This window comes from Bradyrhizobium sp. CSA112 (genome assembly GCF_029051645.1).
Lineage (GTDB): Bacteria > Pseudomonadota > Alphaproteobacteria > Rhizobiales > Xanthobacteraceae > Bradyrhizobium.
The window spans coordinates 1-17,838 of the sequence record NZ_JAACFS010000057.1 but is presented as its reverse complement, the minus strand read 5'-3'; the positions used below and the strand labels follow the sequence as shown (position 1 = coordinate 17,838).

Below are 17,838 nucleotides of genomic sequence, written 5' to 3'. Positions count from 1 at the left end.
ATGCTCGACGGACTGCGCCAATTCATTGCCGACATCGTTGCGCCGAGCGCGGAGTCGGATCTTGCGTTCGACGATACCGGATATCTTCTCGCGGCGACCGCGCTGCTCGTTCACGTCGTCTCACTCGACGGCGAACCGAGCGTGACCGAAAAGCGCAAATTGCACAGCTTGATCGAGAGCCGCTTCAAGCTCGATCCCGGGACGGCGGATCATTTGATCGCGTCGGCGACGCGGGCCGAAGGCGAGGCGGTCGATCTCTATCATTTCACCAGCGTCATCATGCGGTCGGTGAACGAGGAGGGCAGGCTTCGCATCATCGAGATGATGTGGGAGCTGGTATACGCAGACGGTCAGGTCAGCGAGTTCGAGGACAACGTCGTCTGGCGCGCAGCGGATCTGCTCGGTATTTCCTCGCGCGACCGGCTCGAGCTCAAGCACAAGGTGGCGGAGCAGCGCCAATCGACCTCGTCCGGAGCCATTTCGAAGACGGCCGACGCGGCAACGTGACGGCGGCGCTGACACATCCAGTGATTGTGCTTCGCTCAGATGACCAAACTTTAATGTGCCGCGCAATCAACCGCGAACAGCCGCGATAGGCCTGAAAATGCTGAACTTCGATTGCCGAGGCGGGTCGCGGTGCCTGGCATATGCCATGCACGTGGCTTGCGTCACACCACGCGCCTATGCTCTCGTTCCGCTGCTGGCGGCTTCTGCAATTTGATTTCAAGAGCATTTGATCGTGACCGAGCGTGTGACGCTGATTACCGGTGCATCGGCGGGAATAGGCACCGAACTGGCGCGCGTTTTTGCATCGAAGGGTCATCGCGTGGCGCTGGTGGCGCGGCGTGCGGATCGCCTGGAAGCGCTGGCCAGTGAAATCAAGACGGCCGGCGGCGCGGCGCCGATCGTCATTCCCTGTGACCTTGCGCAACCCGACTGCGGCGACAGAATTGCCGAGGCCCTGACTGCCGCCGGCGTAGAGGTCGAATACGTCGTCAACAATGCCGGATTCGGCGTGTTCGGCCGGGCGATCCAGCGCGATCGGTCCAATCAGCTCGAGATAATCGCCGTCAACATCCGCGCGCTGACCGACCTGTCACTGCGGTTTTCCGATCATCTGATCCGCAATCGCGGCGGCCTTCTCAATGTCGGCTCGATCGCGGGCTTTCTGCCGGGCCCGGGAATGGCGGTCTATTACGCATCCAAGGCCTATGTGCTGTCGTTCACGGAGGCGATGCGGGCCGAACTGGCGCCGCATGGCGTACGCGTGACGGTGTTGTGTCCGGGGCCGGTGCCTTCCGAATTTCAGGCGCGCGCCGGATTTCGACCCGGCTACGATTCGTCGATCCTCAACGTCTCGCCGGCCGATGTCGCACGACAGGCCTATAGCGGACTGATGGCGAACAAACGGGCAGTGTTGCCTGGATTGGGCATCAAGATGGTGCCGCCTCTGCTCCGGCTGCTTCCGCGCGCCTTTATCCTGGGCGCCATCGGCCGCTTCCAGTTGCGCAAGCGTTGAGAAATTCCGGGTTTTTCTGCGGTTAAAGCCGGTCAGCGGCGCTGTCGGCGCTGCGATAAGGCACGCCACCGCATCTGGCCCGCGGTTTGCATTTTTGCCTGTGTGCGTGAACTCACCCGAAATTAAGATTCACTTAGGTATGGTTTCGATGAGAGGCACCTGAGCAACGCTGATGTCGTTCCGGTCGAACAGTGATCACGAAAACGTGCTGCCCTTTCCGGGCCGACGCGCGTTGTGTGCGACTGACCCGGTGCCGTTGCCGCCGGTCCTGATCGTTCTGCACCAGGAGACCTCGACGCCGGGACGGGTCGGCAACGCGCTGCGGGCCCTCGGCCATCCCCTCGACATCAGGCGCCCGCGGTTCGGCGATCCCCTGCCGGAAACGCTGGACCGGCATGCCGGCGCGGTCATTTTCGGCGGCCCGATGAGCGCCAACGACTCCGACGACTATATCCGCCGCGAGATCGAGTGGATCGAAATTCCCTTGCGCGAGCAGCGGCCGTTTCTCGGCATCTGCCTGGGCGCGCAGATGCTGGCGAAGCAACTGGGCGCGCCGGTCGCGCCGCATGATCAAGGCCGGGTCGAGGTCGGTTACTATCCGATCCGTCCGACCGCCGCCGGGCACGCCCTCTGCCCCGACTGGCCGGAGCGCGTCTATCACTGGCACGGCGAGGGTTTTGAACTGCCTCGCGGTTCCGAACGGCTCGCCGAAGGCGACGACTTTCCGGTGCAGGCATTCCAGCACGCTCATGCGTTTGGCCTGCAGTTTCACCCCGACGTCACCTACGCGATGATGCATCGCTGGACGGCGCGCGGTTGCGCGCGGCTGGATGCGCCGGGCGCGCAACCACGTCATCTCCACTTTGCCGAGCGCGCGGTGCATGACGTGATCGAACGGGCGTGGTTGAAGACTTTCATCACGGGTTGGCTGGCGCGCGCGCCGCGCTCGATCACGCTGGAAGCCGCGGAATAGCCGCCACGCGGAATTTGCCCGCGTGTCCCGAACGTCCCTCAAAAACCGTGAATGTGATAACGCTAGGCTATCTGGCGCGGCCGAAGGGCTCGCGCGCGAAACGTCACTGCCAAGAACAACAGGGAGGCCCGCGGTGAACCATCAGCATATTCTCTATGAGGTGAGCGACAGGATCGCGACCATCACCCTCAACCGGCCCGACCGCATGAACGCGTGGACCGCGACCATGGAGCGCGATGTGCGCGATGCGATGGAGGCAGCGAGCGGCGATGACAATGTCCGCGTCATCGTGCTCACCGGCGCCGGTCGCGCCTTCTGCGCAGGCGCCGACATGGAAGCCTTGCAGGCCATCGATCCCAGCGAGATCAGGCGCGGCGAGAATACGCCGCCATTCGACATGAACCGCCGGGCGGACTGGCAGACGCGCTATGCCTATTACCCAGCGATCCCGAAGCCGGTGATCGGCATGCTGAACGGCGCCACCGCCGGCATCGGCCTCGTTCATGCACTCTATTGCGACCTGCGGTTCGCGGCCGACAATACCGTCTTCACCACCTCATTTGCGCGCCGCGGGCTGATCGCCGAGCACGGCATCAGCTGGATGCTGCCGCGGATCGTCGGCCACGCCAACGCGCTCGATCTGCTGATGTCCGCGCGGCGGGTCTCGAGCGAGGAGGCGCTGCGGATCGGGCTGGTCAATCGTCTCTATCCGCCGGACCAGTTGCGCGAACAGACCTACGCCTATGCCCGCGATCTCGCCGATTTCGTCTCGCCCAGCGCGATTTCCGTGATCAAGCGGCAGCTCTACGACGTGCCGTTCCAAACCCTGGCGGAAGCTACCATCGACGCCAACCGCGAAATGCAGATCGCGCTGAAGGGGAGCGATTTCCGGGAAGGCGTGGCGAGCTTTGTGGAGAAGCGGCCGCCGCAGTTTACAGGGAAGTGAGGGGGGAGGGGGATCTACGGTAGGGTTGCCGAGGCCCGGCTTCGCCTTTGGGCTACGCCGCGGCAGCCTTCGCTTGCTTCGCTACGATAGGGCACGGGTAGGCTTGCCGAGCCGTAGCTTGCGAAGCAAGCGAAGGCTGGTGGAGCCAGGCGGGATCGAACCGCCGACCTCGTCATTGCGAACGACGCGCTCTCCCAGCTGAGCTATGGCCCCGTCGCGACCGCCTCGAAGTGACTCGAAGCGACCGACAATCGGCGCCATTTACAGTCCGGCCCAAGGCCAAGTCAAGAACGGTAAAAGCACCGATTTTGGCGCGATTTTGCCGGGAACTTCCCTTGTTTGCGGGGGGACGAACCGATATCTAGCTGGGTATCCCTCCTCGCGAGCCCCCTCCACATGCGCGCTATCCTCGATATCGTCATCATCGTCCTTGACCTCTATGTCTGGCTGTTGATCGCCGCGGCCATCCTGTCCTGGCTAATCGCCTTCAATGTCGTGAACACGCGCAACGGGTTCGTCGCGGCGGTGGCCGAGTTCCTCTACCGGATCACCGAGCCGGCGCTGGCGCCGATCCGCCGGTTCATGCCCAACCTGGGCGGCCTCGACATCTCGCCGATCATCCTGATTCTGTTCATCATGCTGATCCAGCGGGTGATCCTCTACTACATCTATCCCAACGTGGTCTGATCGCGGGCGCCGGTCTCTGATGGATAGCTGATGGATCCCTGGCGCTACTCCACCGAGGGCATCAGCATTGCACTGCGGGTGACGCCGCGTGGCGGCCGCGACGATATCGACGGCGTTGAAACGCTCGCCAACGGCCGGTCCGTGGTGAAGATACGCGTTCGCGCCATCGCCGAGGGCGGCGAGGCCAACCGCGCGGTCACGGAATTGCTGGCGAAAGTGCTCGGCGTGCCGAAGGCGCGGGTGAAGATTCTTTCAGGCACGACCTCGCGCCTGAAGCAGGTCGCCGTCGAAGGCGATCCCAAAATTCTCGGCGAAACGCTTCGGAAGGCGACCATCGCCAAGGCGAAATAGCATGATCCGGAGCCGGAGGCCGCGTTAGCGCAAAGTGGGATGCGGTTTTTCCGAAAAGATCATGCCCAAAATAAAGACGAAGGATTGAGATGACGGCACGCATTATCGATGGAAAGGTCATTGCCGCGGAGCTTCGTGCCCGTGTCGCGGAAGAGGTCGCGCGGGTCAAACGCGAGCATCAGCTTACGCCGGGCCTTGCGGTGGTGCTGGTCGGCAACGACCCCGCCAGCGAGGTCTATGTCCGCAGCAAGCATACGCAGACCCAGGCCGCCGGCATGGCCTCGTTCGAGCACAAACTGCCCGCCGAGGTGGCGCAGGCCGATCTGCTGGCGCTGATCGCAAAGCTCAACCGCGATCCCGCGGTACACGGCATCCTCGTGCAATTGCCGTTGCCGAAATCGATCCACACCGAAACCATCATCAACGCGATCGATCCGGCCAAGGATGTCGACGGGCTGCATCCCAACAATGCCGGCCGGCTGGCCGGCGGCTTTGCCGCGCTGTCGCCGTGCACGCCGCTCGGCTGCATCATCCTGACCAAGAGCGTGCATGCCTCGCTGGAAGGCATGAATGCGATCGTCATCGGCCGCTCCAATCTGGTCGGCCGTCCTCTGGTGCAACTGCTGCTCAACGAAAATGCCACGGTGACGATCGCGCATTCGCGTTCACGGGATCTGCCGCAACTCTGCGCCCGCGCCGATCTGGTCTATGCGGCCGTAGGCCGAGCGGAAATGGTGGGCGCCGGCTGGATCAAGCCGGGCGCCACCGTGATCGATGTCGGCATCAACCGCCTGCCTCTGGCCGATGGCAAGACGCGGCTGGTCGGCGACGTCGCCTTCAAGGAAGTCGCCGAGGTCGCCGGCGCGATCACCCCGGTGCCCGGCGGCGTCGGGCAGATGACGGTAGCGTGCCTCCTGGTGAATACGCTGCGCGCGGCTTGTGCGATCCACGGGCTGGCCAAGCCGGGAGTGTGAGTTTCGGTCATTCCGGGGCGACGCAACGCGTCGAACCCGGAATCTCGAGATTCCCCGATGCGCAATTGCGCATCTGAGGTCTGGTCCTTCGGACCATCCCGGAATGACGGGGAGTATAAGGCGCGACATCTACTTCTTCTTCGCGCGTTCGATGCCTTCCATGATCAGCCGGTGGGCGTCCTCGGCGCCGCCCCAGCGCAGCACCTTCACCCATTTGCCCTTCTCGAGATCCTTGTAGTGCTCGAAGAAATGCTGGATCTGCTGCAGCGTGATATCGGGAAGGTCGCTGTAGGTCCTGACCTTGTCATAGCGCTGGGTCAGCTTCGAGGACGGTACCGCAATGATCTTCTCGTCGCCGCCGGCCTCATCTTCCATCAGCAACACGCCGACCGGCCGCACGCTCATCACGGCACCCGGCACGATCGCGCGGGTATTGGCGACCAGGACGTCGCAGGGGTCGCCGTCGCCCGACAGCGTGTGCGGGATGAAGCCGTAATTGCCGGGATAGCGCATCGCCGTATAGAGGAAGCGATCGACCACAAGCGTGCCGGCTTCCTTGTCCATTTCATATTTGATCGGCTCGCCGCCAACGGGCACCTCGATGATGACGTTGACGTCGTGTGGCGGATTTACTCCGATCGAAATGGCGTCAATGCGCATAAGGGGCTCCGTCGCTGATGGTTGATACACGATCGTCATACGCGGGCTTGACCCGCGTATCCATCGCGAAAAAAGGCGCTTTAGGAATGATGGATTGCCGGGTCAAGCCCGGCAATGACGGCCAGACTCAGTTGGTCCAGGCGAAAGCGACCTTGTCGAGCGACTTGGGCCCGAACTTCTCCGAGGAGCGAGCCACCATACGGCCGCCGAGCGTGCGGTAAAATTCCGTCGCCGTGTCGTTATCGGAGAGCGCCCAAACCACCATGCTCTTCAGCCCGCTCTGCATCAGGTCGCGCCGGGCGGCGGTGAACAGGCGGCGGCCGAAGCCGAGGCCCTGGAATTCCGGTCGCAGATAGAGCTCGTAGATCTCGCCCTCGAAATGCAGGCTGCGGGCGCGGTTGCGGCCGTAATTGGCGTAGCCCGCAACCTTGTCGCCGAACACCAGCACGCTGACGCGGCTGCCCTTGCGGATCGCGCTGTCCCACCATTGCGGGCCACGACGGTTAATAAGCTTTTCGAGCTCGGCGCCGGGAATGATGCCCTGATAGGCGGATCGCCAGGCTTCATCATGGGTAGACGCCACCGCGGCTGCGTCTGCAGCTTTGGCCGGTCGGACCTCGATCAGGGTTGTGCTCATGACCTGATCAAAGCAAGTCGGCGGGCCGGCTTCAAGGTCCATCGTTAATTATCGGTTAACCTGTGGATTTTCTGCATCAGTTTTATGTTGTTCTGTACCGAAAGAGGACAACGAGGCTGTCTTAACCGGTATTCGCTGATGCTATGGCCGCGAAATAGTTGTCAGAATCATCCAAAGAAACCTCTCCGGGAATTCCGTTCTCGGAAAAATGCGCTGGATTTGATTCGCCGGCGGTATTCTGTTGGTGACCCCGCAATGCGCCCTCCCTCGGCTGTGTCAGGCCAGTTCATGCGTTCGCCAAACGTGCTTTTTGCGCTGGGTCTCCTCGCCATGCTCGGCGTAAAGGCGGCATCTGCGCAGCCCGGCCTTGGCGCGCAAGGCGCGGAAGGCGAGCCTCATCGGCTGCAGCAATGGCTGGTCCCTTCTCCCGATCCTGCAACCGCGGCGCATGCGGTGCTGTTTCGGCCGCCGGGAAAGGGGCCGTATCCGCTTGCCGTGATCGCGCACGCCTCCAGCCAGAACGTGTTGCGACGGGCGCAGATGGCGCAGCCCGAGTACCGTGCGCTCGCTGCCTGGCTGGTGGCGCGCGGCTTTGCTGTGCTGGTCCCCGAGCGTCCGGGCCATGGCGCGACGGGCGGAAAGTACCTTGAGGATCAGGGCGGCTGCGATGAGGCCGATTACGCCAAGTCCGGCCGCGCCACGGCGGATGAGATCGTTGCCGCGGCCGGCTTCCTGCGCAAGCAATCCTTCATCCGGCCCGAGGCCACGGTCGTGATCGGCCATTCGGCCGGTGCCTGGGGTGCACTGGCGCTGGCCAGCGAAGATCCGACGAATGTCGCCGCCATCATCGCGTTCGCGCCGGGGCGCGGCGGGCACGCCAATGACTTTCCCAACCGCGTTTGCGCGCCGCACACGCTGATTGCCGCTGCGGGCGAATTCGGCAAGGCCGCGCGCGTGAAGGTGACTTGGCTGGTGGCCGCCAATGACAGCTACTTTTCGCCCGCATTCTCGCGCCAACTGGTCGATGCGTTTCGCGGCGGAGGCGGCAAGGCCGATTTTCGCGTGTTGCCGGCCCATGGCAGCGACGGCCATTGGCTGGTGGAAACGGGAGGCGGCGTAAACCTTGCCGGTCCTGAACTCGATCGGGCCCTGAAGGCGCGATCCCGGACCCCTGCGGCCAGGCGATGACGCTGTATTTCCTTGTCAAATATCTGCATGTGCTCGGCGCGATCGTTATTCTCGGCACCGGCGCCGGTATCGCGTTCTTTATGTTGATGGCCCATCGCAGCCGGGACGTCGCCTTCATCGCGCGCACCGCTGAGACCGTCGTGATCGCCGACATGCTGTTCACGCTGACGGCGGTGCTGCTGCAGCCGGTGAGCGGCGGCATGCTGATGTGGCTGTCGTCGACCGCGGTGAGCGAACCCTGGCTCCTGGCCTCGCTCGGGCTCTATGCGGTCGCGGGGCTGTTCTGGGTGCCGGTCGTCTTCATGCAGGTCGAAATGCGCGATCTCGCGCGCAAGGCGGCTGAACGAAACCAGGGGTTGCCGCCGCGCTATTTCGCACTTTTCCACCGCTGGTTTCTATTCGGCATTCCCGGTTTCGGCGCTGTCATGGCTATTCTCTGGCTGATGATCGCCAAACCGCTTTAGGCAAGCATGAACGCCGGTATCCGAAAAATCCTCGTGCTCGGCGCCTCCGGCCTGATCGGCCGCTTTGTTACCGACGATCTGCGCGCCCGGGGATTTTCCGTAGTGGGCGTTGCCCGAAGATTATCCGCCTCGCAGAAGGGCGGCCCGCTCGATCTCGAGCTGCCTGTCATGTCGATGAATGCAGCCGTGCTGGCACGGCTGCTGCGCGATCACCGCATCGATGTTGTCGTCAACTGCATCGGCGTGCTGCAGGATGGCCCCGGCAGCGATACGTCCGCCGTGCACTGCGATTTCGTCGCGCGGCTGCTGCAGGCGATCCGCGACCGCGGCCAGCCGATCAGGCTGGTACACGTCTCGATTCCCGGCGCCACCGAGACCGATCGAACCGCCTTCAGTACCACCAAACGCGAGGCCGAACGGCTGATCGTGGAGTCCGGCGTCTCGTTCACGATCCTGCGGCCAGGCTTCGTGGTGGCGCCTGCGGCCTATGGCGGCAGCGCCATGCTGCGCTCACTCGCGGCGTTCCCGTTCGATCTCCCGGATGCCGAACGGGCCACGCCGTTCCGGCCGGTCGCCATGAAGGACATTGCCGACACCATCGCCTGGCTTGCCGCACGCGATCCAAGCGAGGCGAACGCCGTGACATGGGACCTGATGCAGGAGCAGCCGGTCACGCTCGGCGACGTGATCGATCAATTTCGCGAGGTGTTCGGCACCGGCAGATGGTGGCGCATTGTGATGCCGGCGTTCCTGCTCGATCTCGGCGCTAGATCCGGCGACCTCGCGAGCCTGTTCGGCTGGATGCCGCCGATGCGAACCACCGCGATAGCGGAGCTGCGCCGCGGCGTCAGCGGCGACCCGGCCGGCTGGATGGCCGCCACCGGCATCGTGCCGAAGCGCATCGAACAGATGGCCGGAAAACGCCGGGCGACCATTCAGGACAAATGGTTTGCCCGACTGTTCCCGATCAAGGCGCTGATGATCGCAAGCCTCGTGCTGTTCTGGGTCGTCTCGGGCTTCATTGCGCTGGTGATTTCCTATGAGGCTGCGGCCGAGATCCTGCGCAGCCACGGCTTTCCGCCGTCGCTCGTCGCCCCCGTCACAATCGGCACAAGCCTGATGGATATGAGCATTGGCGTGCTGATTGCGTTCCGCCGCACCGCGGCATTTGGTCTGGTCGCGGGTATCGTCGCGTCGCTCGGCTATATGATCGGCGCCGCGATCCTGACCCCGGATCTCTGGATCGAGCCGCTCGGCGCGCTGGTGAAGACCGGTCCCGCCATCGTGCTGATGCTGGTGGCGCTTTTGACGCTGGATAATAGATAGGGTTTTCGAGCGAAGCATGCCCGCAGACTTGATCCGGGGGTGGGGCCTGGTTCGCATAGCAATCGAGCTTGCGCGTAGTGCGTATACTTATCTGCGTTAGAAAACGCGTCAAACAAAGAGTGTGCATGACCGAATGGCCCGACGATAACGTGATCCTTTACGACGGCGTCTGCGTCTTCTGCTCGCGCTGGATCCGGTTCGTCGCCACGCGCGACACCGAACGCCGCTTCCGCTTCACCGCGATCCAGTCGCCCTACGGCACCCGGCTGGCGCAGGCGTTTGGTATCGACTCCAACGATCCCGACACCAATGCTGTTGTCCATGGCGGGGTCGCGTACTTCAAATCGGATGCGGCGCTGACTGTGTTGAGTTTGCTGCCGGGATGGGGCTGGGTGCGCGTGCTGTTCGCCGTGCCAAAGCCGCTGCGCGATGCGGTCTACAGCCTTGTCGCGCGCAATCGCTACCGGATCTTCGGAAAGTACGAAGAATGCTTCGTGCCGGACGCGGAGGTGCGGGCGCGGGTGATGGAATGAACTCTACGCACCGTCTAACCGTCATTGCGAGGAGCGAAGCGACGAAGCAATCCATCTCTCGTCTTGCTGCGGCATGGATTGCTTCGCTCCGCTCGCAATGACGCTGCTGAAGCTCAACGCTTAGTCTGTGAGGCCAATACCTCACTCGCCGCCCTCTCGCCCGAGTCCCTCGCCCCATGCGCGGTCGTGAAGAACTCCGGCGAGGTCGCTTCGCCTGCAAAGAACAACCGTTCATCGACGGGTGCGGCGAGCACGGCGCGGTCACCTGCATGGCCCGGCAGCGCATGCGAATAGGAGCCGCGGGCGAAGGGGTCGTGGGCCCAGCGCGATTCCGCGAGCGGCTTCAGCTTGCGGCGAAAGTCGTTGCCGAGGAAAGACACGATTTCATCGATGCTTTGCGCCGCCAGCGCGCCATCGCCCGCATCTTCCAGCGATTGGGCGAAACGGCCGCCGAAGAAGCCTTCGATGCACGGCTGGCCGAACGGGCGCAGATGATAGGTGCCCATTCCGGTGCGCATGGTGGCGCCGCGCAGATTGCCTTCCTTCGGCAACGCCTCGGGCTCGTCCAGCGCCAGCGTCACCTTGTCGGCGAGGCCGAGCGGCAGGCCGCGGGCAGCGCCGACCTTTGCAGGCAAGGGAGGATGAAAGCGGATCGCTTCGTCGGCGATCAAATTGGTCGGCACGGTGACGATCACGTTGTCCGCGGTCAGAGTGCCCCGCGATGTCTCGATCCGCACGCGCTTGTCCGAATGATCGATCAGCGCTACCGCGCAATTCAGCGCGACCGGACATCCGGCGCCATAGGCTGCGACCAGCGCGCCATAGCCGCGGCGGACGCGCCAGTTGATGTCGGTGTCCTCATAGGCGTCCATGTCGAGAATCGAAACCTGATCGAGCTCGCAGCCGTTGACGTAGGTCGAGATCGCATCGATCATCGGATTCCAGCGGTTGCCGGGTTCCAGATAAAGGCTGGCAGCGCTGTCGCGGCCGCTTCGTTCAGCCTCTTTCGCTGCCTCCTCGGCGCGATCGTAGAACGCATTGAGCGCACGCATGAAGTCGTCACGGTCTTCTTGCGGAAATGCCTTGCCGTGGGCACGCTCGGCCCAGGGCGGCAGTGATCTGTTGATCTCGAAGCCGAGCTGCTCGGCGATTTTGACAAATGAATTCTCATCGGCCGAGTGCAGCCAGCCGCAGCCGACGTCGAAGGTGACGTCAGGCGAGGCCATGATGGTATGCGCCCGGCCGCCGAGACGGTCGCGCGCTTCCAGCACGATGACGGAGAGGCCGGAATTCTTCAGCGCATTGGCGGCGCCGAGGCCGGCGGCGCCGGCGCCGATGATGGCGACATCGACTGAGGAGGGGAGGGAGGACATGCCCTTGCCTCTAGCATGTTCGCCGCCGCGCCTGAAGCCACCCCGCGTATGGCCGTCGTCACCCGCGAAGTCGCGGGGGATGACGAGTAGCGGCGGGACTTACGCCACCGCTTCCTTGGCCTTTTCCGCGCGCTTGCGGTCGTTGGCGTCCAAGAACTTCTTGCGCAGGCGGATCGACTTCGGGGTCACCTCGACCAGCTCGTCGTCCTCGATATAGGCCAGCGCCTTTTCCAGCGTCATCCGGATCGGCGGCGTCAGGCGCACCGCCTCGTCCTTGGAGGTGGTGCGGATGTTGGTGAGCTGCTTGCCCTTGAGCACGTTGATCTCGAGGTCGTTGTCGCGGGTGTGCTCACCGACGATCATGCCCTTGTAGACCTTCCAGCCGGGCTCGATCATCATCGGGCCGCGGTCCTCCAGCTTGAACATCGCGTAAGCCACCGCTTCACCCTGATCGTTGGAGATCAGCACGCCGTTGCGGCGGCCCTGGATGTCGCCCTTGTAGTTGGCGTAGCCGTGGAACAGGCGGTTCATGATCGCGGTGCCGCGGGTATCGGTCAGCAATTCGCCCTGATAGCCGATCAGGCCGCGGGTCGGCGCGTAGAACACCAGCCGCAGGCGGTTGCCGCCGGAGGGGCGCATCTCGATCATCTCGGCCTTGCGCTCGCTCATCTTCTGCACGACGACGCCGGAATGCTCCTCGTCGACGTCGATCACGACTTCCTCGATCGGCTCCTGCCACTGGCCGGTGGCTTCGTCCTTCTGCAGCACGACGCGCGGGCGCGACACCGAAAGCTCAAAGCCTTCGCGGCGCATGGTCTCGATCAGGATCGCGAGCTGCAATTCGCCGCGGCCCGATACTTCCATGGCGTCCTTGTCGGTGGCCTCGACCACGCGCAGCGCGACATTGCCTTCGGCCTCGCGCAACAGGCGGTCGCGGATCATGCGCGAGGTCACCTTGTCGCCTTCGGTGCCGGCGAGCGGTGAGTTGTTGACGATGAACGACATCGAAACCGTCGGCGGATCGATCGGCTGCGCGACCAGCGGGGTCTCGACGGAAGGATCGCAGAAGGTGTCGGCAACGGTGCCCTTGGTGAGGCCCGCAATCGCGACGATGTCGCCGGCTTCGGCTTCATCCAGCGGGGTGCGCTCGATGCCGCGGAAGGCGAGGATTTTGGTGATACGGCCCTGCTCGATGGTCTTGCCGTCGGCGCCTAACACTTTCACCTGCTGGTTCGGCTTGATGGCGCCCGAGGTGATGCGGCCGGTGATGATGCGGCCGAGGTAGGGGTTGGCTTCGAGAATGGTGCCGATCATCCGGAACGGGCCCTGCTCGACGGTCGGCGGCGCGACATGGCGCACGATCAGGTCGAACAGCGGCTGCATGCCGGCGTCCTGCGAGCCGTCCGGGCTGTCGGCCATCCAGCCCTGCTTGGCCGATCCGTAGAGAATCGGGAAATCGAGCTGCTCCTCGCTGGCATCAAGCGCGGCGAACAGGTCGAACACTTCGTTGATGACTTCGGTCGGACGGGCGTCAGGACGGTCGACCTTGTTGATGACGACGATCGGCTTCAGCCCGACCTTGAGCGCCTTGGAGACCACGAATTTGGTCTGCGGCAGCGGGCCCTCGGCGGCGTCCACCAGCACCAGCGCGCCGTCCACCATGTTGAGGATGCGCTCGACCTCGCCGCCGAAATCGGCGTGGCCGGGCGTGTCGACGATGTTGATGCGGGTGTCCTTCCACTGCACCGAGGCGGCCTTGGCCAGAATGGTGATGCCGCGCTCGCGCTCCAGATCGTTGGAGTCCATCGCGCGTTCGGTCACCTTCTGGTTTTCGCGATAGGTGCCGGATTGCTGCAGCAGGCGGTCGACGAGGGTGGTCTTGCCGTGGTCGACGTGGGCGATGATGGCGACGTTACGAAGGTTCATGGCTCTTCTTCTGGTCGTGCAATGGTGGACGCGCGATCTCGCCGGAAAACCGGGACCCACTTTTCCGGATCGCGCTCTGATACCTGGAATACTGGCGCGCGATGACGCTTCTTCGAATCGTCATCCCGCTCCATCTATTTTGTTTGAGCATGATCTTTTCGGAAAACCGGTGCCCACTTTTCCGGATCATGCTCCGGGGGCGCTTTCTCCCCCAAAAAGGAAGCCCGGCCAAAAGGACCGGGCACACCTTACGCGTTGCGGCGCAATATAGTCAGAAAACGCCAAAAAACAATGGTTTGTTTGGCATTTGGTTAGCCGATTTTGGGCGTGGCAGCCGCTTCATGCCCTTGTCGGGGTTGGGATAGACCCCGCAAAACCTCGTCAAAATGCACCCTCACAGGCTCGTTGCAGCACCAAGACCGGTTTCGCAGCAGATTCGGGTTGCGGATCAGGGGTCGAGCCGCGCCGGGTCGTCGCCGGGACTGTAGTGCAAGTCATTCGTAGCGGTGTCGGCAGCCACGAGGCGCGGTTCGATCAACGCGAAATCGGCGTCGTTCAGGCGGCGCGGCAGATTGTTGAACGCCCCCCGCCGGCCGTGCCTTCCCTGTCGCGAAATCATTGAAGGTCCCGCCTGCGGGAGCACAATAATCCGATCCGATCTCATTTATGTGTCCACTAGTGGACAGACCGTAGCACTTACATGTGGTGGCTTCAGTTCCGGAACCGGCGAGCGCGTTTTTACGGGCGTTGGCTCGCCTTCCGCATTCCGGGGCTTTGGCCCGGCCTCTGAGCAAATGCTGAACCTTGAACTGGCGAGAGACATGGAACCCGCCGCCTCCTACGACGGCATGCCCAGCGATGTCTTGATCGTTGAAGACGATCCAATCATCGCGCTCGATTTCGAAGACACGATTCTGGGGCTTGGCGTGAAGACGGTGCGGAGCGCTGCGAACGTGGCCAACGCGCTCGATATGATCGCCGACCGGCCGCCGGAATTCGCGCTGCTCGACGTCGGGCTCATCCGCGAGAAGAGTTTTGCCGTGGCCGAACGGTTGGAGGTGCTGAACATTCCGTATGCCTTCGTCACCGGCTACGGCACCCGCCTCCCGGCCGCATTCGCGACGAGGCCGCGGCTGCCCAAGCCCTATTCGACCGACGCGCTGCAGGCGCTGTTGAAGAACGGCGGCATCAAGCTCTGAGCGGTTGCGGCCGTCGCGACGGCTACACGGGTTTGGGATCGAGCGTTGTCGACCACAGCGCAACGTCGGCACGGTCCCGCAAGGTCACCGTCATCTGCCCGCTGACGCCGTCGATCCTGACGTGGCCGAAGAACTGCATGCCGGCCGACGGCGGCAGGTTTTGTTTGCCGGGCCCCGGCGCCTTGATGAACTTCACTTCGGGTCCGAAGGTATTGTCGAGTTCGTTCGGGCCGAACGTGCCGGCGTGCAGCGGCCCGGCAACGAACTCCCAGAACGGGTCGAATTCCCCAAACTGCGCCTTATCGGGATTGTAGTAATGCGCGGCCGCGTAGTGCACGTCCGCCGTCAGCCACACCGTGTTGACCACGCCCGACGTCTTGATGAACCGCAGCAGATCTGCGATTTCCAGTTCGCGGCCGCGCGGCGGTCCATCGCCCTGCGCAATGGCTTCCGAGCCCTTCTTGTTGGGCGCATCGTCATAGACGATGATGCTGAGCGGCATGTCTGACGCGATCACCTTCCAGGTGGCGCGCGAATTAAGCAGCCCCCGTTTCAGCCAGGCGAGTTGCGCAGGCCCGAGAAAGAAGCTTTCCGGACCATAGGCAGTCTCCTGGTTCGAGCCATTGGGTCCGCGATAGCTGCGCTCGTCCAGCATGAATACGTCGAGATGCGGACCGTAGTTGAGCGTGCGATAGACCCGGCCTGGCTCGTTGAGGCTCTCGCGGATCGGATACATCTCGTGAAACGCGCGCGCGGAACGGGCGGCAAGCACGTTGATGTTGCGCTCCTTGTAGGCAGCCGGAAGCTGCTTCGAGAGCGACCAGTTGTTGACGACTTCGTGGTCGTCCCACTGCACGAACACCGGCACCTCCGCGTTGAACGCGCGCAGATGCTCGTCCATGAAATTGTACCTGTGCGCGGCGCGAAATTCGTCGAGCGTTTCGGCGACCTTTGCCTTCTCGGGAATCGTCAAATTCTTCCAGACCTTGCCGTCGGGAAGCGTCACCTCGCTCTTGATCGGGCCATCCGCATAGACGGTGTCGCCGGAGTGCAGCAGGAAATCCGGGCGATGCTTGCGCATGGTGGCGAAAGTGAGCATGCCGCCATCGTCGGGGTTGATGCCCCAGCCCTGTCCGGCAACGTCGCCGCCCCAGACGAAGCTGACGTCGCGGCGATCGCCGGGCGCGGTGCGAAACCGCCCGACCACCGGCTCGCTTTCGACGCCGGTAAAACCGAGGTCGCGAAACCGGACACGGTAGAAGATCTCCTGCCCCGCGGGCAGGTTTTCCAGCAGCAGTTTGGCGGTGAAATCGCTTTCGGGCAGCGCCGCGATCGGCGGCAGTGCCCTGGCGTTGGCGAAGGATTCTGTCGTGGCCACATCGACCAGCATTTGCGACGGCCGGTCGGCGCGCGCCCATACCACGCCGCCGTCAGCGCCGACATCGCCGGATTGCACGCCGGAGGTCACGACCGGCCGGTCGGCGGCACGGCTAAGATAAGGCATTGCAAGGGTGCTGATGGCACCGGCCCCCGCGGTGGAGAGAAAACGCCGCCGGGAAAGTCCGCGAGAAAGCCTGAACGTCATGCGAGCTCCCTTCGGCCCAGTGCGAGAAGGCAATATCGGCCCCGCCAGACCTAGAAAGAATTGATGACGGTTCGATTACCGGATTTGCAGATCAGGCGTTGCCGGCCGCCCGAAATTGCGCGCTCGCCCGTTGCAGGTTTTGCGGCATGCTCATCAAAAGCGCCTTGCGGTCGGCCACCGCGTTGTGGAACTGCTCGATCGCGATGTTGAACGCGGTCAACGTGCCTTCCTCGATCGCGCCATGCTCGAAGCATTGTAGCGTGTCGCGTAGAATGGCATCCGCTTCGGACTGCATCTGGTCGAGCTCTTCCATCGAATCGCATTGGCGGGCCGCGGTGAGCATGTCGAGTAGCCGGTCGCGTTGCGACGTGTTGATGCTGCGATCATCATTCTTGAGATATCCGGCGAACCAGGCGCCGGCGGAACCCATCGCCGACGCCGCCATCAAGGCCCACCAGATGTAGTCGCTGTAGCGGTCCAGGAAGGTCTTCTCCTCGCCGTCGACAAAGGCGGCGGCGCCGGGGTGTACGGGGATCGTGGCGTCCTTGTCGGTATCGGGCGTCTCGATCTTGGCGGCCAGCGGAAATTCGTTCTTCAGCGTCTGGCGGATCGCAAACAACTGCCGCGTAAAGATCGCGATGGTCGATTCCGCAATGCCTCTGCGCGCCACGATGTGGTGCGCGAAGCTGATCGTCTTGATCTCTTCCTCGGGCCGGCCCGGCGCGCCGCCAAATGTCCCGGCCGGGATATCTGAGGCCTCATAAGCGGGATGGTTCTGCGCGATCGCCTCGGCCGAATCGATCGCGAGGAACTTCGGCGTGCCGCCGTCGCGCATGGAGGCGGCGATCGCGTCCGTCGTGATTTTGCTGTTGACCGGGCCGGCTGCGAGATAGGCGTCCGCCTTCTGGTTACGGATGGCCTCGGCAGCCTCATTGGCTGGGAACTGGATGATCTCGACCGTTGCCGGATCGACGCCGTATTGGCGCAGGATCACCTTGAGCAAATTGACATTGGCCTGGGTGCGGCCGACGACGCCGATGCGGCGCCCGGTGAGCTGCGAGATTTTCGTGATAGCGGGAGCGGCCTTCTTTCCCTTGGTTTTGGCGGCTGGCGGCACCCACAGCACGGCGACGTTCTTACGCAGCGTCGCCACGGCCTGCGCATTCTTCGGCACGTCGAGGTCGCCCCGGATGATCGCGAGATCAGCCTTGCCTTCGCCGAGCAGGTTGGCGCTCGCAAGCGCGCCATCGGTCTGCACCGGGCGCAGCCGGACCACACTGTTTCGCTGGTTGTTGAAGGCCTGCGCCAGGTTCTGAACCACTTTGAGGTCGTCGCTGTTGGCGGGACCGACGGCGATCCGCAGCGTCACCGGCCGCATCGCAAAGTAATAGCCGGCGACGAGCGCGCCGACGATGGCCAGCACGCCGGCCAGTGTGACGAATGTCAGCCGTTGTTTCGCTGATCGGGGCGAGGGTGGGGCCGGCTTTTCCGGAGGGA

At 63.5% G+C, this 17,838-nt stretch carries 19 protein-coding genes and 1 tRNA gene; 12 read left to right on the top strand and 8 right to left on the bottom strand.

What is annotated here, in order from left to right:
* The 4 genes from GWE18_RS39955 to GWE18_RS39940 all read left to right on the top strand — a co-directional run bounded on the left by GWE18_RS39955 (position 1) and on the right by GWE18_RS39940 (position 3,438).
* A complete protein-coding gene (locus tag GWE18_RS39955) occupies positions 1-507 on the top strand; it encodes a TerB family tellurite resistance protein (protein ID WP_275191015.1) in 507 nt (168 codons plus the stop codon).
* Between the two features lie 232 nt (positions 508-739).
* Entirely contained in the window at positions 740-1,519 is a 780-nt protein-coding gene (locus GWE18_RS39950) for an SDR family oxidoreductase (RefSeq protein ID WP_275191014.1), read from the top strand.
* 172 nt (positions 1,520-1,691) lie between these two features.
* Positions 1,692-2,492: a glutamine amidotransferase gene (locus GWE18_RS39945; RefSeq protein WP_275191013.1), complete on the top strand. Its 801-nt coding sequence runs from the start codon at positions 1,692-1,694 to the stop codon at positions 2,490-2,492.
* Positions 2,493-2,625: 133 nt separating this feature from the next.
* Positions 2,626-3,438, top strand: coding sequence for an enoyl-CoA hydratase (locus tag GWE18_RS39940; RefSeq protein ID WP_275191012.1), 813 nt, complete (start codon positions 2,626-2,628; stop codon positions 3,436-3,438).
* A 137-nt stretch (positions 3,439-3,575) separates the two neighbouring features.
* Here GWE18_RS39940 and GWE18_RS39935 read toward each other — a convergent pair.
* Positions 3,576-3,651 (bottom strand) — tRNA-Ala (locus GWE18_RS39935).
* A gap of 183 nt (positions 3,652-3,834) precedes the next feature.
* Between GWE18_RS39935 and GWE18_RS39930 the strand changes: the two genes are divergently transcribed.
* The 3 genes from GWE18_RS39930 (at position 3,835) to folD (ending at position 5,450) form a co-directional block, all read left to right on the top strand.
* On the top strand, positions 3,835-4,125 hold the full coding sequence (locus GWE18_RS39930) for a YggT family protein (protein WP_057855396.1): 291 nt from the start codon (positions 3,835-3,837) through the stop codon (positions 4,123-4,125).
* 30 nt (positions 4,126-4,155) lie between these two features.
* Positions 4,156-4,476 (top strand): DUF167 domain-containing protein, encoded by a 321-nt coding sequence (locus GWE18_RS39925; protein WP_275191011.1) that lies wholly within the window; start codon positions 4,156-4,158, stop codon positions 4,474-4,476.
* A gap of 89 nt (positions 4,477-4,565) precedes the next feature.
* Positions 4,566-5,450: a bifunctional methylenetetrahydrofolate dehydrogenase/methenyltetrahydrofolate cyclohydrolase FolD gene (folD, locus tag GWE18_RS39920; RefSeq protein ID WP_275191010.1), complete on the top strand. Its 885-nt coding sequence runs from the start codon at positions 4,566-4,568 to the stop codon at positions 5,448-5,450.
* Positions 5,451-5,579: 129 nt separating this feature from the next.
* On the opposite strand, the gene ppa is transcribed toward folD, so the two are convergent.
* The gene (ppa, locus tag GWE18_RS39915) at positions 5,580-6,110 is read right to left on the bottom strand and encodes an inorganic diphosphatase (RefSeq protein WP_057855399.1); all 531 of its coding nucleotides are present in this window, start codon (positions 6,108-6,110) and stop codon (positions 5,580-5,582) included.
* Between the two features lie 127 nt (positions 6,111-6,237).
* On the bottom strand, positions 6,238-6,747 hold the full coding sequence (locus GWE18_RS39910) for a GNAT family N-acetyltransferase (protein WP_057855414.1): 510 nt from the start codon (positions 6,745-6,747) through the stop codon (positions 6,238-6,240).
* A 288-nt stretch (positions 6,748-7,035) separates the two neighbouring features.
* Between GWE18_RS39910 and GWE18_RS39905 the strand changes: the two genes are divergently transcribed.
* From GWE18_RS39905 to GWE18_RS39890, 4 genes are all read left to right on the top strand, one after another.
* Positions 7,036-7,935, top strand: coding sequence for an alpha/beta fold hydrolase (locus GWE18_RS39905; protein WP_275191009.1), 900 nt, complete (start codon positions 7,036-7,038; stop codon positions 7,933-7,935).
* Entirely contained in the window at positions 7,932-8,399 is a 468-nt protein-coding gene (locus GWE18_RS39900) for a DUF2269 domain-containing protein (protein ID WP_275191008.1), read from the top strand. The genes GWE18_RS39905 and GWE18_RS39900 overlap by 4 nt, the downstream gene beginning before the upstream one ends.
* Before the next feature lie 6 nt (positions 8,400-8,405).
* The gene (locus GWE18_RS39895) at positions 8,406-9,725 is read left to right on the top strand and encodes an SDR family oxidoreductase (RefSeq protein WP_275191007.1); all 1,320 of its coding nucleotides are present in this window, start codon (positions 8,406-8,408) and stop codon (positions 9,723-9,725) included.
* Positions 9,726-9,850: 125 nt separating this feature from the next.
* Complete coding sequence (locus GWE18_RS39890) at positions 9,851-10,258, top strand: thiol-disulfide oxidoreductase DCC family protein (protein WP_275191006.1); 408 nt, start codon at positions 9,851-9,853, stop codon at positions 10,256-10,258.
* 113 nt (positions 10,259-10,371) lie between these two features.
* On the opposite strand, the gene GWE18_RS39885 is transcribed toward GWE18_RS39890, so the two are convergent.
* From GWE18_RS39885 to GWE18_RS39875, 3 genes are all read right to left on the bottom strand, one after another.
* Entirely contained in the window at positions 10,372-11,631 is a 1,260-nt protein-coding gene (locus tag GWE18_RS39885) for an NAD(P)/FAD-dependent oxidoreductase (RefSeq protein ID WP_275191005.1), read from the bottom strand.
* Positions 11,632-11,730: 99 nt separating this feature from the next.
* On the bottom strand, positions 11,731-13,557 hold the full coding sequence (typA, locus tag GWE18_RS39880; RefSeq protein WP_275191004.1) for a translational GTPase TypA: 1,827 nt from the start codon (positions 13,555-13,557) through the stop codon (positions 11,731-11,733).
* A 448-nt stretch (positions 13,558-14,005) separates the two neighbouring features.
* On the bottom strand, positions 14,006-14,176 hold the full coding sequence (locus GWE18_RS39875) for a hypothetical protein (RefSeq protein WP_275191003.1): 171 nt from the start codon (positions 14,174-14,176) through the stop codon (positions 14,006-14,008).
* Between the two features lie 202 nt (positions 14,177-14,378).
* Here GWE18_RS39875 and GWE18_RS39870 point away from each other — a divergent pair, with 202 nt between their 5' ends.
* On the top strand, positions 14,379-14,756 hold the full coding sequence (locus tag GWE18_RS39870) for a response regulator (protein WP_275191002.1): 378 nt from the start codon (positions 14,379-14,381) through the stop codon (positions 14,754-14,756).
* 22 nt (positions 14,757-14,778) lie between these two features.
* On the opposite strand, the gene GWE18_RS39865 is transcribed toward GWE18_RS39870, so the two are convergent.
* Positions 14,779-16,341, bottom strand: coding sequence for an alkaline phosphatase D family protein (locus GWE18_RS39865; RefSeq protein ID WP_275191001.1), 1,563 nt, complete (start codon positions 16,339-16,341; stop codon positions 14,779-14,781).
* Between the two features lie 91 nt (positions 16,342-16,432).
* A complete protein-coding gene (locus GWE18_RS39860) occupies positions 16,433-17,788 on the bottom strand; it encodes a TAXI family TRAP transporter solute-binding subunit (protein WP_063799988.1) in 1,356 nt (451 codons plus the stop codon).
* Between the last annotated feature and the right edge of the window lie 50 nt (positions 17,789-17,838).

Coding starts and splice junctions, on each gene's coding strand:
- GWE18_RS39910 (WP_057855414.1), bottom strand. CDS start 6,747: ATGAGCACAACCCTGATCGAGGTCCGACCGGCCAAAGCTGCAGACGCA.
- folD (WP_275191010.1), top strand. CDS start 4,566: ATGACGGCACGCATTATCGATGGAAAGGTCATTGCCGCGGAGCTTCGT.
- GWE18_RS39905 (WP_275191009.1), top strand. CDS start 7,036: ATGCGTTCGCCAAACGTGCTTTTTGCGCTGGGTCTCCTCGCCATGCTC.
- GWE18_RS39865 (WP_275191001.1), bottom strand. CDS start 16,341: ATGACGTTCAGGCTTTCTCGCGGACTTTCCCGGCGGCGTTTTCTCTCC.
- ppa (WP_057855399.1), bottom strand. CDS start 6,110: ATGCGCATTGACGCCATTTCGATCGGAGTAAATCCGCCACACGACGTC.
- GWE18_RS39895 (WP_275191007.1), top strand. CDS start 8,406: ATGAACGCCGGTATCCGAAAAATCCTCGTGCTCGGCGCCTCCGGCCTG.
- GWE18_RS39870 (WP_275191002.1), top strand. CDS start 14,379: ATGGAACCCGCCGCCTCCTACGACGGCATGCCCAGCGATGTCTTGATC.
- typA (WP_275191004.1), bottom strand. CDS start 13,557: ATGAACCTTCGTAACGTCGCCATCATCGCCCACGTCGACCACGGCAAG.
- GWE18_RS39890 (WP_275191006.1), top strand. CDS start 9,851: ATGACCGAATGGCCCGACGATAACGTGATCCTTTACGACGGCGTCTGC.
- GWE18_RS39925 (WP_275191011.1), top strand. CDS start 4,156: ATGGATCCCTGGCGCTACTCCACCGAGGGCATCAGCATTGCACTGCGG.
- GWE18_RS39885 (WP_275191005.1), bottom strand. CDS start 11,631: ATGTCCTCCCTCCCCTCCTCAGTCGATGTCGCCATCATCGGCGCCGGC.
- GWE18_RS39955 (WP_275191015.1), top strand. CDS start 1: ATGCTCGACGGACTGCGCCAATTCATTGCCGACATCGTTGCGCCGAGC.
- GWE18_RS39930 (WP_057855396.1), top strand. CDS start 3,835: ATGCGCGCTATCCTCGATATCGTCATCATCGTCCTTGACCTCTATGTC.
- GWE18_RS39875 (WP_275191003.1), bottom strand. CDS start 14,176: ATGATTTCGCGACAGGGAAGGCACGGCCGGCGGGGGGCGTTCAACAAT.
- GWE18_RS39945 (WP_275191013.1), top strand. CDS start 1,692: ATGTCGTTCCGGTCGAACAGTGATCACGAAAACGTGCTGCCCTTTCCG.
- GWE18_RS39900 (WP_275191008.1), top strand. CDS start 7,932: ATGACGCTGTATTTCCTTGTCAAATATCTGCATGTGCTCGGCGCGATC.